General features: G+C 67.0%; 15 protein-coding genes. 13 read left to right on the top strand and 2 right to left on the bottom strand.

Going from position 1 to position 12,520, the window contains the following annotated elements; all coding sequences use genetic code 11:
• Positions 1 to 30: 30 nt before the first annotated feature.
• From nudE to ACZ9YD_RS01895, 5 genes are all read left to right on the top strand, one after another.
• A complete protein-coding gene (gene nudE / locus ACZ9YD_RS01915) occupies positions 31 to 582 on the top strand; it encodes an ADP compounds hydrolase NudE (protein ID WP_465073447.1) in 552 nt (183 codons plus the stop codon).
• On the top strand, positions 575 to 1,399 hold the full coding sequence (gene cysQ / locus ACZ9YD_RS01910; RefSeq protein WP_465073446.1) for a 3'(2'),5'-bisphosphate nucleotidase CysQ: 825 nt from the start codon (positions 575 to 577) through the stop codon (positions 1,397 to 1,399). Before nudE ends, cysQ begins: the two co-directional genes overlap by 8 nt.
• Before the next feature lie 165 nt (positions 1,400 to 1,564).
• On the top strand, positions 1,565 to 2,392 hold the full coding sequence (gene mazG, locus ACZ9YD_RS01905; RefSeq protein WP_465073445.1) for a nucleoside triphosphate pyrophosphohydrolase: 828 nt from the start codon (positions 1,565 to 1,567) through the stop codon (positions 2,390 to 2,392).
• Positions 2,389 to 2,712 carry a YnfA family protein gene (locus ACZ9YD_RS01900; RefSeq protein ID WP_465073444.1) on the top strand — a complete coding sequence of 108 codons (324 nt, stop codon included), beginning with the start codon at positions 2,389 to 2,391 and terminating at the stop codon, positions 2,710 to 2,712. The genes mazG and ACZ9YD_RS01900 overlap by 4 nt, the downstream gene beginning before the upstream one ends.
• Before the next feature lie 67 nt (positions 2,713 to 2,779).
• On the top strand, positions 2,780 to 3,082 hold the full coding sequence (locus tag ACZ9YD_RS01895) for an Mpo1-like protein (RefSeq protein ID WP_465073443.1): 303 nt from the start codon (positions 2,780 to 2,782) through the stop codon (positions 3,080 to 3,082).
• A 110-nt stretch (positions 3,083 to 3,192) separates the two neighbouring features.
• Here ACZ9YD_RS01895 and ACZ9YD_RS01890 read toward each other — a convergent pair whose 3' ends face one another.
• Entirely contained in the window at positions 3,193 to 3,537 is a 345-nt protein-coding gene (locus ACZ9YD_RS01890) for a DMT family protein (RefSeq protein WP_232134382.1), read from the bottom strand.
• A gap of 151 nt (positions 3,538 to 3,688) precedes the next feature.
• Between ACZ9YD_RS01890 and ACZ9YD_RS01885 the strand changes: the two genes are divergently transcribed.
• The 5 genes from ACZ9YD_RS01885 (at position 3,689) to ACZ9YD_RS01865 (ending at position 9,366) form a co-directional block, all read left to right on the top strand.
• The gene (locus ACZ9YD_RS01885) at positions 3,689 to 4,402 is read left to right on the top strand and encodes a response regulator transcription factor (protein ID WP_159680050.1); all 714 of its coding nucleotides are present in this window, start codon (positions 3,689 to 3,691) and stop codon (positions 4,400 to 4,402) included.
• 22 nt (positions 4,403 to 4,424) lie between these two features.
• Complete coding sequence (locus tag ACZ9YD_RS01880; RefSeq protein ID WP_465073442.1) at positions 4,425 to 5,738, top strand: sensor histidine kinase; 1,314 nt, start codon at positions 4,425 to 4,427, stop codon at positions 5,736 to 5,738.
• Between the two features lie 117 nt (positions 5,739 to 5,855).
• Positions 5,856 to 7,379, top strand: a complete 1,524-nt coding sequence (locus tag ACZ9YD_RS01875; RefSeq protein WP_465073441.1) for an efflux RND transporter periplasmic adaptor subunit — start codon at positions 5,856 to 5,858, stop codon at positions 7,377 to 7,379.
• On the top strand, positions 7,376 to 8,134 hold the full coding sequence (locus ACZ9YD_RS01870; RefSeq protein WP_465073440.1) for an ABC transporter ATP-binding protein: 759 nt from the start codon (positions 7,376 to 7,378) through the stop codon (positions 8,132 to 8,134). The genes ACZ9YD_RS01875 and ACZ9YD_RS01870 overlap by 4 nt, the downstream gene beginning before the upstream one ends.
• A complete protein-coding gene (locus tag ACZ9YD_RS01865; RefSeq protein ID WP_465073439.1) occupies positions 8,131 to 9,366 on the top strand; it encodes an ABC transporter permease in 1,236 nt (411 codons plus the stop codon). Before ACZ9YD_RS01870 ends, ACZ9YD_RS01865 begins: the two co-directional genes overlap by 4 nt.
• Positions 9,367 to 9,467: 101 nt before the next feature.
• Here ACZ9YD_RS01865 and ACZ9YD_RS01860 read toward each other — a convergent pair whose 3' ends face one another.
• Positions 9,468 to 10,181, bottom strand: coding sequence for an SGNH/GDSL hydrolase family protein (locus ACZ9YD_RS01860; RefSeq protein ID WP_465073438.1), 714 nt, complete (start codon positions 10,179 to 10,181; stop codon positions 9,468 to 9,470).
• A 215-nt stretch (positions 10,182 to 10,396) separates the two neighbouring features.
• Between ACZ9YD_RS01860 and ACZ9YD_RS01855 the strand changes: the two genes are divergently transcribed.
• The 3 genes from ACZ9YD_RS01855 to lgt are packed head-to-tail and all read left to right on the top strand — an operon-like array spanning position 10,397 to position 12,516.
• The gene (locus ACZ9YD_RS01855; RefSeq protein ID WP_232134389.1) at positions 10,397 to 10,777 is read left to right on the top strand and encodes a diacylglycerol kinase; all 381 of its coding nucleotides are present in this window, start codon (positions 10,397 to 10,399) and stop codon (positions 10,775 to 10,777) included.
• A gap of 55 nt (positions 10,778 to 10,832) precedes the next feature.
• Entirely contained in the window at positions 10,833 to 11,612 is a 780-nt protein-coding gene (locus ACZ9YD_RS01850) for a TerC family protein (protein WP_232149506.1), read from the top strand.
• Positions 11,613 to 11,616: 4 nt separating this feature from the next.
• Positions 11,617 to 12,516, top strand: a complete 900-nt coding sequence (gene lgt, locus ACZ9YD_RS01845; RefSeq protein WP_465073437.1) for a prolipoprotein diacylglyceryl transferase — start codon at positions 11,617 to 11,619, stop codon at positions 12,514 to 12,516.
• The last annotated feature ends 4 nt before the right edge of the window (positions 12,517 to 12,520 follow it).

Here is a 12,520-nt window from a genome sequence, read left to right as displayed (position 1 = left end):
CAGCCCCCGTGCACACGAGGGCCTGCCCGCATGAGCAAGACGCTGCCGACCATCCACGAGGTCACCGAGCACGAAGCGGCGCTGTACCGCATGGAGCGGCTCGATCTGGAGTTCTCCAACGGCGAACGCCGCCTGTACGAACGCCTGCATGGCCGCGGCCATGGCGCGGTGATCGTGGTGCCGATGCTGGATGCGGAGACGGTGCTGCTGGTGCGCGAATACGCCGCCGGCTTCCACCGCTACGAGCTGGGCCTGGTCAAGGGCCGCATCGATGCCGGCGAGTCCGCGCTCGAAGCCGCCAATCGCGAGCTCAAGGAAGAGATCGGCTACGGCGCACGCAGCGTCGAAGCACTGCGGTCGATCTCGCTGGCGCCGCAGTACATGAGCCATCAGGCGACGCTGGTCGTCGCGCGCGATCTGTATCCCGAACGCCTGGCCGGCGATGAGCCCGAAGAACTCGACGTGGTGCCGTGGAAGCTCGATGCGCTGCACGAACTGATCCTGCTCGACGAGTTCTCAGAAGGTCGTTCAATCGCTGCGTTGTTCATCGTCCGCGACTGGCTGCGTCACCACGGTGGCTGACGCCACCGGTCCCGTCACCACAGCGGTCCGCGACGGCGTTATCGCGATCGCACGCGCCGCGGCCGACGCGATCCTTGCCGTCTACGCCGAAGACTTCGATGTCGTCCGCAAGGCCGACGCCAGCCCGGTGACCGCCGCCGATCTGGCCGCACACCGCGTCATCGTCGATGGCCTGCGCGCGTTGACGCCCGACATTCCGATCGTCTCCGAAGAATCCGCCGTCGTCGTGCCCGCTGCGGAGCGCCGCGCGTGGACGCGGATGTGGCTCGTCGATCCGCTCGATGGCACGCGCGAATTCGTCAAGCGCAATGGCGAGTTCACGGTCAACATCGCGCTGATCGAGCACGGCGTCGCGGTGTTCGGCGTGATCCAGGCGCCGGTGACAGGTGCGCTGTGGCATGGCGCACCGGGTCATGGCGCCTTCGTTCGCGAAGGCGATCGCGACACCGCGCTACACGCGCCGCGACACGATCCTGCTGCGCCGCTCGCATTGCGCGTCGCCGCGAGCCGCTCGCACCGTGATCCACGGACGACGGCGCTGCTCGAGCGGATCGGCGATGTCACGCCCGTGCCACTGGGGTCGTCGCTGAAATTCTGCCGGCTCGCCGAGGGCGGCATGGATGTCTATCCACGCTTCGGCCCGACCAGCGAGTGGGACACGGCGGCCGGGCAGGCGATCCTCGAAGGGGCGGGCGGCGTGGTGCTCGATCCGCAGGGTCGCCCGTTCCGCTACAACCAGCGCGACACGATCCTCAATGGCGATTTCATCGCGCTGGGCGATCCGTCGTTGCCGTGGCGCGACTGGCTCGCCGCCTGAGTATTTGCGCCCGCATAGTGCGCACGTGATGAACTTTTGTAGGAGCGCGCTCGCGCGCGAATGTGGACTTGCCAGCGCTGACGATGCTGACATCGCGCACAAGCGCGTTCCTACAATGACTGGCCTCGATCAAGGTGATGTGCGGCCGTTTTCAAGGAGTCCGACGTGACTAATGCCCCCGGCGATATCCATCGCATCCTCGACATCATGGCGCGCCTGCGTGATCCGCAGACCGGATGTCCCTGGGACGTCAAACAGGATTTCGCGTCCATCGCCGCCTACACGATCGAGGAAGCCTACGAGGTCGCCGATGCGATCGATCGCGGTGATCTGCCGGGCCTGTGCGACGAACTGGGCGATCTGCTGTTGCAGGTGGTCTTCCACGCGCAGATGGCGCAGGAGCAGGGCGCGTTCGCGTTCGGCAATGTCGTTGATGCGATCAGCGACAAGATGATCCGGCGGCACCCGCACATCTTCGGCGACGTGTCCGCCGACGATGCCGAGACCGTGCTGCGCAACTGGGACGCGATCAAACGCGAGGAACGCGCTGCGGCAGGTGAGACCGATGCCTCGGCGCTGGCCGGCATCGCACGCGGTTTGCCCGAATGGCAGCGCGCGATGAAGTTGCAGCAGCGCGCCGCGCGTGTCGGCTTCGACTGGCCGGGCCCACTGCCGGTGATCGCCAAGCTGCACGAGGAGATCGACGAGGTGCGCGTGGAATTCGATGCGGTCGCCGCCGATCCCGACGACGCCGCAGCGCAGGACCGGCTGGAGGAAGAACTCGGCGATCTGCTGTTCGTCGCGGCGAATCTCGCGCGCCATGCGAAGGTCGATGTCGGCGCGGCGTTGCGGCGCGCGAACCACAAGTTCGAACGCCGCTTCCGCGCGATGGAATCGATGGCCGACGCCGACGGCCGCGCGCTCGCCGGGCAATCGCTGGACGCACAGGATGCGTACTGGAACCGCGTCAAGCAGGCCGAGCGCGACGCATGAAGACGCTGCTGCTGTTTATCGCCACCGCCTTCTTCGAGATCGTCGGCTGCTATCTGCCGTGGCTGTGGCTGCGCAAGGACGGCAGTGCTTGGCTGTTGCTGCCGGCCGCCGCCGCGCTGGCCGCGTTCGTGTGGCTGCTGAGCCTGCATCCCACCGCATCGGGGCGCGTGTACGCGGCGTACGGCGGGGTCTATGTCGCGGTCGCGCTGCTGTGGCTGTGGCGGGTCGACGGCATCGTGCCGGGCCGCTGGGATCTGCTGGGCGCCGCGCTGTGTCTCGGCGGCATGGCGGTGATCATGTTCGCCCCGCGCAGCGCCTGACGATGGTTGACGCATGCGGGCGCCGGTGCGATCAATGGCGCGTACACCGCCTGCTCTGGGAGAACGCATGCGCCGCTTCGCCAGCTTCCGCGAGTTCTATCCGTTCTATCTCGGCGAACATGCGCACCCGGTGTCGCGGCGCCTGCATTTCATCGGCAGTTGCGGCGTGCTTGCGCTGGTGGGCGTCGCGATCTGGCACCGCAATCCGATGTGGCTCTGGGCCGCGCTGGTCTGCGGCTACGCCTTCGCGTGGGTGGGCCATTTCTTCTTCGAGAAGAACCGGCCGGCCACGTTCAAGCATCCGATCTATTCCTTCATCGGCGACTGGGTGATGTTCAAGGACATCCTGATCGGCCGTATCCGCTTCTGAGAAATCGATCCGCCGAAGGCGGAGCGCGCCAATGCCGCTCTCCCTCCGGGAGAGGGGGAGGAACACCCGCAGAGCGGGTGGTGGGGTGACGATTCCCCAAGCGCGCGGGGCTACTCCAGAAAGATCAGCCAGGCCGCGACCACGATCAGGGCGAAACCCGCCCAGTGGTTCCACTTCAATGGCTGCCCCAGATACCAGGTCGAGAAGCCTGCGAACACCAGCAGGGTGATGACCTCCTGCATGCCCTTGAGCTGCGGCGCCGAATAAACGGCGGCGCCGATCCGGTTCGCCGGGACCATCAGCATGTATTCGAAGAACGCGATGCCCCAGCTGACGACGATGACGGTGAGGATCGGCACGCTGCGGTACTTCAGATGTCCGTACCAGGCGAACGTCATGAAGATGTTCGAACCCAGCAGCAACAGGATGGGCAGATAGCGCTCGTAGCCGGGCATGACGGGATTTCCGAAGGGGCAGGGACGGCGCAGATCGTAGCGCCAAGCCCGTTGTGACGCGGGCGGTCCACGAAATCTTCACAAATCCTGCACCGCGAAAGTGGGAAATTCACAAAGCTTAATCCACACGCACCCAGCTACGGAGTCGTTCATGCGCGCAGGTCAGGAACCCGGAGGACTCGTCCTCATCGTCGAGGACAACCGTAATATTTCCGAGATGGTCGGTGAGTACCTGGAAGGTCGCGGCTTCGAGGTGGACTACGCCGCCGATGGTCTGGATGGCTATCGTCTCGCCACCGAAAACAATTACGACGTGATCGTGCTCGACCTGATGCTGCCGCGCCTGGACGGCATCGAAGTCTGCAAGCGCCTGCGCGAGGACGCGCGCAAGTCGACCCCGGTGTTGATGCTGACCGCGCGCGACACGCTCGATGAAAAGCTGACCGGGCTGAGCTCGGGTGCTGACGATTACCTGACCAAGCCGTTCGCGATCCAGGAACTGGAAGCGCGTCTGCGTGCGTTGATCCGCCGCGAGCGTCGCCAGGTGGGTTCTGAAGTGCTCAAGGTCGCCGACCTGGTGCTCGACCCGGCCAGCATGCGCGCCACGCGCGGCGGCACCGAACTGCAGCTCTCGCCGATCGGCATGAAGCTGCTGACGATCCTGATGCGCGAGTCGCCGCGTGTGGTGAATCGTCAGGAGATTGAGCGCGAGATCTGGGGCAACAGTCTGCCGGACTCCGACACCCTGCGCAGCCATCTCTACAACCTGCGCAAGATCATCGACAAGCCCTACGACAAACAGCTGTTGCACACGGTGCAGAGCGCCGGTTACCGCATCGCCGACATCGAGCAGTCGCCGGCCTGAGCCGACGACGCGACGCTCGACCATGCCCCAGGGGCTGCCCAATCGCATCCGTGATGCGTTTACCTTCCAGGCGGTCATCGCCGGGATGACGCTCATCGTCTGCGTGATGACCGCGGCCTTCATTGGTCGCGAAGTCGTCGCGCGGCAATGGTTGCAGGCCGAGGCCGACGCCTGGTGGCAGGCCAAGGCCACCGACGCGGCGTATCCACCGCCGTTCGGGGTGAATCTGCAGGGCTATTTCATGCCGGCTGGTCGCGGTGATCTGGAAGCGATCATCGGCGGCGACCGCGCGGTCGCCAATCTGCTGTGGTTCAAGGGTGCGCCGGACGGGTTCTCGCCGCGGCGCGATACCGAAGGCGTGTTGCTGGTCGACCGCCGCGAGGCCGGCACGCTGTATCTCGCCGCGTCGCTGTCCTTGTTCGACCGCATTCTCGCGCTCGCCGCGGGTGGGCTGGCGCTGCTGATGATGGCGACGATGTTCGTCGTCTCCTGGATGACCTATCGCACGTCCAAACGCATGGTGTTGCCGATCCACCGGCTGGCCGATGAAGTGGGCCGCTGGAATCCGTCCGACAACGACGACGGCGTGCCGGCGGCATTGACGACCCAGGACGATGCTGGCCGCGAAGCGCAGGCGTTGACCAGCGCATTGCACGGACTCGGCGACCGCATCGGTGCCTTCGTGCGCCGCGAGCGCGAATTCACCCGCGACGCCAGCCACGAACTGCGCACGCCGCTGACGGTGATCCGTGTCGCCAGCGACATGATCGCCGCCGATCCGGCCACGCCGCCGCACCAGCAGCGTCCGCTGCTGCGCATCCGCCGTGCGACGCAGGACATGGAAGCGGTGATCGATGCGCTGCTGGTGCTCGCCCGCGAGCGCGGTGTCATGCCGCAGAGCGAAGTGTTCGATGTGGTCGAAGTGGTCGAAGAAGAAATCGACAAGGTGCGGCCGCTGTTCGAGGGCAAGCAGCTGTCGCTGACACTCGACATCCACGGCCGGCCACGACTCGACGCACCGCCGCGCGTGCTCGGTGTGATGCTCGGACATCTGCTGCGCAACGGCTGGGCCTTCACCGAGACCGGTGGCGTCGAAGTGATCGTCGATCGCGATCGCATCATCGTCCGCGACACCGGCATCGGCATGACGCCCGACGTGCTCAAGCGCGTCTACGACCCGTTCTATCGGGCCGATCCGTTCTCGCAGTCCGGCAAGGGCATCGGGCTGTCGATCGTGCGTCGTCTGGGCACGCGCTTCGGCTGGCCGGTCGCGCTCGACAGCGCCCCCGACGAGGGCACCACTGTCACCGTCGTGCTCGGCGATCGTCTGGTCTGAATCGACGCCGACTTCATGTCGGCGGTATGGCGCGGCGGACACAAAAAATCCGGATTCCGGTCAACTCCGCGCCACGCGATGCGTTAGCGTCTCCAGTTGCCCATCAAGACCGGACCCATGTCGACCCGTCCCAAGCCCCGTCGCCGCGTCGTATCGCGCCTCGTCCCCGTCATCGTGATTGCCGCCGTCGTTGCCGGCGGCGTCTGGTTCTGGTCCCAGCGCAATGCAGCGGCCGCGGAAGGCGCCTGGCGCACGACGCCGGTCGAACGCGGCGACATCCGCGTGGTGATCTCGGCCACCGGCACGCTCAGTGCGACCTCGACGGTCGTGGTCGGCAGCCAGGTGTCGGGCCAGATCACCGACGTGCTGGTCGACTTCAACGACCCGGTCACCCAGGGCCAGGTGCTCGCGCGCATCGACCCGGCGACGTTCCAGGCGCAGATCGAACAGGGTTCGGCCCAGGTCAACAGTGCGCGCGCGTCGCTGGCGCAGGCACAGGCCAGCCTGCGCAACGCGCAGCTCGATTACGACCGCAAGGCCTCGCTGGCCGGCCAGCAGCTGGTCGCGCGCAGCGATGTCGATCTCGCGCGCGCCGCGCTCGATCAGGCCAAGGCGCAAGCGACCGCCGCGCAGGCGCAGATCGTGCAGCAGACCGCGTCCACGCAGACCTCGCGTATCAACATGGAGCGCACAGTGATCCGCTCGCCGGTCGACGGCACGATCCTCACGCGGTCGATCGAACCCGGCCAGACCGTCGCCGCGAGCCTGCAGGCGCCGGAGCTGTTCACCATCGCCGAGGACCTGCGCAAGATGCGCATCGAACTCGCGGTCGACGAGGCCGATATCGGGCAGGTGCAGGTCGGTCAGGCGGTGACGTTCACCTCCGACGCGTTCAACGATCGCCGCTTCAACGGCACCGTCGAGCAGGTGCGCCTGGCAGCGACGACGACGAACAACGTGGTGACCTATCCGGTGGTCGTCGCAGTCGACAACGCCGACGGCACGCTGTTGCCGGGCCTGACCGTCAACGCCGAGATCGAAGTCAGCAACCGCGAGAACGTACTGAAGATCGCCAACGCGGCGCTGCGTTACCGTCCGGCCGATGCGGCCGACATCGCCGAGGCCGCACGCCCCGAAGGCGGCAATGCGCCGCGAGGCGGTGGCCTGGCCGATGATCTCGCCGCCGCAGCCGCCGAGATGCAGCTCACCGCGCCGCAGCAGGCCGCGTTCGACAGCGCGCTTGCCGCGATGCGCGAGCGTCAGCAGGCGCCGCGTCCCAGCGGTCCGCCGGGTGGCCAGCGCGGCAATGCCGGTGGCGGACCGCCGCCGGGCATGACGATGGGCGGTGGCAGCAGCGATCCCAGCGTGCAGGCGCAGATCCGCCAGCGGATGATGGATCGCTTCCAGCAGACCTTCGCCGATTTCACCGCGACGCTCGACGCCAACCAGCGCGCGCAGTGGAACCGCACGCTGGCTGCGACCGTCGGCGCCACCCGCGTGACCGTATACCGCTTGGTCGACGGACGTCGCGAAGCGGTGCCGGTGCGACTGGGCGCGAGCGACGGCAGCATGACCGAGGCCTCGGGCGGTGTGTCGGAAGGCGATCTGATCGTCACCGGCGAGCGCGCGGCGACCCGATGAGCACGACCGTCGTTCCGCCGCAGGCCGGCACCCGCCCGCCGGTCATCGAGACCCGCGGGCTGGAGAAGATCTATTCGGCCGGCACCGAGGCTGAAGTCGTCGCGCTCAAGGGCGTGCACATGTCGATCGCGCGCGGCGAGTTTGTCGCGATCATGGGCCCGTCGGGCTCGGGCAAGTCGACGCTGATGAATCTCGTCGGCTGCCTCGACACGCCAACCGGCGGCCAGTACCTGTGCGACGGCATCGACGTCGCCACGCTCGACCGGGAGCAACTGGCCGAACTGCGCCGCGACAAGATCGGCTTCGTGTTCCAGGGCTTCAATCTGCTGCCGCGCATGACCGCGCTCGAGAACGTCGCGATGCCGCTCGGTTACGCGCGCGTGCCGAACGAGGAGCGCGCGGAACGGGCGCGCGAGGCGCTGGCCTCGGTCGGACTGGAAAACCGCGGCACGCATCGCCCGAGCGAACTGTCGGGCGGCCAGCAGCAACGCGTTGCGATCGCGCGCGCGCTGATCAACCGGCCGCCGGTGCTGCTCGCAGACGAACCCACGGGCGCGCTCGACACCAAGACCGGCGAAGAAATCCTCAGTCTGTTCAAGCGCCTGCGCGACGACGGGCACACCGTCGTGCTGATCACCCACGATCCCGAAGTGGCCGCGCATGCCGACCGCACCTTCGTCATGCGCGACGGCGAGCTGCACGAGGAAGGCCCCTACGACACCCGCGCGCACGCGCCGACCGGAGCCGCGTCATGACCTATCTCGACGTCCTGCGTACCGCGATCTTCGCGCTACGCGGCAACTGGATGCGCAGCGCGCTGACCTCGCTCGGTGTGATCATCGGCATCGCCGCGGTCATCGTCATGGTGTCGGTGGGCCAGGGCACGCAGGCCGAGATCGATCGCATGGTGTCGGGTCTGGGCTCGCAGCGGCTCGACATCTCGCCGGGCTCGCGGCGCACGCCGGGCGGCGCGCGTCAGTCGGGCAGCAGTTTCTTCACCTTGAACGAGGGCGACGCCGAAGCGATCCGCGGCGAGATTCCCGAGGTGCAGCTGGTCTCGGGTTCGCTGCGCGGCAGCAGCCAGATCGTGTTCGCCGAGAAGAACTGGGCCAGCAGCTGGCAGGGCGTGCAGCCGGATTTCTTCGAGATCAACGGCTGGACGGTCGTCGACGGCGCTGGTTTCGAACCGCAGGATTACAGCGGCGCCGGCAAGAACGTGATCATCGGCGAGACCGTGCGGCGCGAACTGTTCGGCGAGGACAGCGGCGTCGGTCAGACGGTGCGCATCGGGCGCACGCCGTTCGTGGTCGTCGGCGTGCTGAACTCAAAAGGCCAGGGCGGCTTCGGCCAGGACCAGGACGACGTGATGATGGTGCCGCTCGAGACCGGACGGCGCCGTCTGCTCGGCGCGATGGGCATGCCCGCCGGCGCGGTGATGCAGATCGCGTTGACGGTGGGCAACGCCGACGATCTGCCTTACGTACAAGGCGAAGTGGAAGCGCTGCTGCGGCAGCGCCATCGCATCGCGCCCGGCGCGGACGACGATTTCAGTGTGCGCAACATCTCCGAGATCGTCGCCACGCGCACTGCGACGACGCGCCTGATGTCGCTGTTGCTCGGCGCGGTCGCGACGATCTCGCTGATCGTCGGCGGCATCGGGATCATGAACATCATGCTGGTGTCGGTGACCGAACGGATCCGCGAAATTGGCCTGCGCATGGCGGTCGGCGCCGGACCCACCGACGTGCGGCGGCAGTTCCTCGCAGAGGCGATGCTGCTCTCGCTCGGCGGCGGCGTGCTGGGGATCGCGATCGGTGTCGGCGGCGCCTTGCTTGTGGGCCGATTCAGTGATCTGCCGACCGCGCTCAACAGCCAGATCGTGCTGCTGGCGGCAGGCTTCTCGGTCGCGACCGGCCTGTTCTTCGGCTACTACCCGGCGCGCAAGGCGTCCGAACTCGACCCGATCGACGCACTGCGGCAGCAGTAAAATCCGCGATAAAAAAGGGCGCCCGAGGGCGCCCTCTTTTTGTCGTGCATCTGCACGATCAACGCGTGCAGAGCAGGCGGTTCCAGAGGTGCGCAGTGAGATCAACGCACCAGATACGGTCCGATGATCTCTTTCCACATCGCATAGCCGGCAGCGTTCATATGCAGTCGGTCGGCGATGAACAGGTCTTCGCGCGGCACGCCGTCGGCGTCGAGCATCGGTGTGAACACGTCGATGTAAGCGACGTTGCGTTGGGTCGCGGCCCAGTCGCGCAGCGCGGCGTTGGCGTCTCGCTGCACATCCAGCAAGTTCACGCGAGAGGGGCTGGGCTTGATGCCGAGCAGCGCGATGGGCGTGCCCGGCTGCGCCGCGCGGATGCGGGTGACGAAGGCCTGTGTATCGGCGAGCACCTGCGCGGCCGAGCGGCCTTCGGCGATGTCGTTGTCGCCGGCGTAGAGCACGATCTGCCGCGGCCGGTAGCGTAGCGCGACTTCATCGGCGTACCAGATCGCATCGCGGACCTGTGAACCGCCAAAGCCCCGGTTGAGCACCGTCGCCTCCGGGAAATCCGCGGCCAGCGTCTCCCACATCCGGACCGACGAGCTGCCGGTGAAGACGATGGGGCGCTCTGGCGGCGGCGTGGCGGCGTCCGCCGCTGCGAAGCGCGCCATGTCGGTGGCCCATTCGGGCGAGGACACGGGGTCGAGATTGACGGGTATGCCGCCCCCAGTGGCGCAGCCCGCAAGCAGGCCCGCGGCGAGGAGCGCGTTGGCGCACAGGGCCCGGCAGCCGCGGGAAAAATGGCGAATGCGCATGGTGTCGCTCCTGGAAAATCCGCTGCTCAGTCAAACAGCCGCCGCCCGGCAATGCAAACCGGCACCGCCGTCGTCAAGCGGCCGATGTGTCAGAATTACCGCAACGCGACTGCCCGACGCCCCGGCCCACCATGTCATCGACTGTCCCGCGGCCCGCGACTGGCCGCAGTGTGGCGCGCCCCGCGCGTCGTGCCGTCCGACAGGTGCGGTGAACGATGGCGGACGGGATCGGTCACCGCCCACGCGGCTTCGTCCGCATGTTCCAGGCGACCGTCTGGTCCTGCCAGGGCCTGCGCGCCGCGTGGCTGCACGAGTCCTCGTTCCGGCTCGAGGTGTATCTGCTGGTGGTGCTCGCGCCGCTGGCGATCTGGCTGGGCGCCGACGGCGTGGAGCGCGCGCTGCTGCTGGGCAGTTGTCTGCTGGTGCTGGCCGTGGAACTGCTGAACTCGGCGATCGAAGCCGTGATCGAGCGCTACGGCCCTGAATTCCACGAACTCGCGGGTCGGGCCAAGGACATGGGCTCGGCCGCGGTGTTCGTCACGATGGTCAATGTAGTGGTGGTGTGGGGCCTGATTCTGCTGCCGCGCTGGCTGTGAGCGTGGTGGTGGCCGGGCGCCGCGCCGATCGAATCTCAATGAGGATGTGTCACCGATGATGGAATTGATTACCGACCCGCAGGTCTGGATCCTGCTGATCACGCTCAGTGCGATCGAAATCGTGCTCGGCATCGACAACTTGGTCTTCATCTCGATCGCGGTGTCCAAGCTGCCGGTCGAGCAGCGCGAGTTCGCACGCAAATTCGGTATCGCGGTCGCGTGCATCACACGCATCGGCCTGCTGCTGATGCTGGCCTGGCTGGCCGGCTTGACCGAGCCACTGTTCGAACTGTTCGGGCGCGGCATCTCGGTCCGCGATCTGGTGCTGATCCTCGGCGGTCTGTTCCTGATCGTGAAGGGCGCGATGGAGATCCGCGAGCAGCTCAAGGGCGAAGACGGCGAAGCGCACGGCACGCTCGGCAAGGCGACCGCCTCGTTCGGCGCGGTCATCGCACAGATCGCGGTCATCGACATCGTGTTCTCGCTGGACTCGGTGATCGCCGCGGTCGGCATGGCCGGCGACTACGTGCCGGTGATGGTCTGCGCGATCCTGCTGGCGGTGGCGGTGATGCTGCTGGCGGCGCAGCCGCTGGGCAAGTTCATCGACGCGAACCCGACCGTGAAGATGCTGGCGTTGACCTTCATAGTGCTGATCGGTATCTACCTGCTGCTCGACGGTTTCGGTCTGCACATCCCGAAGGGCTACATCTACGGCTCGATGGGCTTCTCGGCCGCGGTCGAGATGCTGAACCTGTGGGCCAAGCGCAACGCGATGCGCGTGCGCGGCGAGCGCACGCCGCCGGTGGACGAGCCGACCGATCCGATGCCGCGCTGATCCGATGACGATCCTCCACCAGATCGATCCGATCGCGGTCCACTTGCCACAGGTGGGCGCCTTCCATCCGTCGATCCACTGGTACGGCTTGATGTACCTGCTGGCGTTCGGCACCGCGTGGTTGCTCGGACGCAGCCGCATCCGCGCCGGGCGCCTGCCAGGCGTCGATGTCGAGCAGTTCGGCGACCTGCTGTTCTACGGCATCCTCGGCGTGATCCTGGGCGGCCGGATCGGCTACGTGCTGTTCTATGCGTTCGGTGATCTGATGCAGGACCCGCTGATGCTGGTCAAGGTCTGGGATGGCGGCATGAGCTTCCACGGTGGTCTGCTCGGCGTGCTGGTGGCGGCCTGGTGGTGGACGCGCAAGCAGGGCCTGCATTTCTTCGACGTCATGGATTTCGTCGCGCCGTGGGTGCCGCCGGGTCTGGGTCTGGGGCGTGTCGGCAACTACATCGGCGCCGAGTTGTGGGGCAAGTACACGCAGGCCGGCTGGGGCGTGGTGTTCCCGACCGATCCCGCGTTTCGCGGCTGGTCGGCCGAGCGCCTGCAGAGCGAATTCGCGACCGGCGCGCTGGACCAGTTCGCCCGTCATCCTTCGCAGCTCTACCAGGCGTTTCTCGAAGGCCTGGTGATGTTCGTCGTGCTGTGGTGGTTCTCGCGCAAGCCGCGGCCGCGCTATGCGGTGTCGGGCCTGTTCGCGCTGCTGTACGGCGTGTTCCGTTTCATCGTCGAATTTGTCCGCGTGCCCGATGCCGAGCTCGGCTATTTGGCGTTCGGCTGGCTGACGATGGGCCAGGTCCTGTCGCTGCCGCTGATCGCGCTGGGCCTGTTCCTGCTGTGGCGTTCGCGCAGCGCGCCGACCCTGCAGCCGGTGCCGCCCGTGGCCACCGTCGACACGAAGTAAGCGA

It is taken from the genome of Luteimonas sp. AC640a, from assembly GCF_979256585.1.
The sequence above is the reverse complement of the archived record's forward strand: the minus strand, read 5'-3'. Positions and strand labels throughout refer to the sequence as shown.

Excerpts from the sequence above, each read along its gene's own strand:
- nudE (WP_465073447.1), top strand. The coding sequence starts at position 31 with ATGAGCAAGACGCTGCCGACCATCCACGAGGTCACCGAGCACGAAGCG.
- ACZ9YD_RS01900 (WP_465073444.1), top strand. The coding sequence starts at position 2,389 with ATGAAGACGCTGCTGCTGTTTATCGCCACCGCCTTCTTCGAGATCGTC.
- ACZ9YD_RS01895 (WP_465073443.1), top strand. The coding sequence starts at position 2,780 with ATGCGCCGCTTCGCCAGCTTCCGCGAGTTCTATCCGTTCTATCTCGGC.
- ACZ9YD_RS01890 (WP_232134382.1), bottom strand. The coding sequence starts at position 3,537 with ATGCCCGGCTACGAGCGCTATCTGCCCATCCTGTTGCTGCTGGGTTCG.
- ACZ9YD_RS01885 (WP_159680050.1), top strand. The coding sequence starts at position 3,689 with ATGCGCGCAGGTCAGGAACCCGGAGGACTCGTCCTCATCGTCGAGGAC.
- ACZ9YD_RS01880 (WP_465073442.1), top strand. The coding sequence starts at position 4,425 with ATGCCCCAGGGGCTGCCCAATCGCATCCGTGATGCGTTTACCTTCCAG.
- ACZ9YD_RS01875 (WP_465073441.1), top strand. The coding sequence starts at position 5,856 with ATGTCGACCCGTCCCAAGCCCCGTCGCCGCGTCGTATCGCGCCTCGTC.
- ACZ9YD_RS01870 (WP_465073440.1), top strand. The coding sequence starts at position 7,376 with ATGAGCACGACCGTCGTTCCGCCGCAGGCCGGCACCCGCCCGCCGGTC.
- ACZ9YD_RS01865 (WP_465073439.1), top strand. The coding sequence starts at position 8,131 with ATGACCTATCTCGACGTCCTGCGTACCGCGATCTTCGCGCTACGCGGC.
- ACZ9YD_RS01860 (WP_465073438.1), bottom strand. The coding sequence starts at position 10,181 with ATGCGCATTCGCCATTTTTCCCGCGGCTGCCGGGCCCTGTGCGCCAAC.
- ACZ9YD_RS01855 (WP_232134389.1), top strand. The coding sequence starts at position 10,397 with ATGGCGGACGGGATCGGTCACCGCCCACGCGGCTTCGTCCGCATGTTC.
- ACZ9YD_RS01850 (WP_232149506.1), top strand. The coding sequence starts at position 10,833 with ATGATGGAATTGATTACCGACCCGCAGGTCTGGATCCTGCTGATCACG.
- lgt (WP_465073437.1), top strand. The coding sequence starts at position 11,617 with ATGACGATCCTCCACCAGATCGATCCGATCGCGGTCCACTTGCCACAG.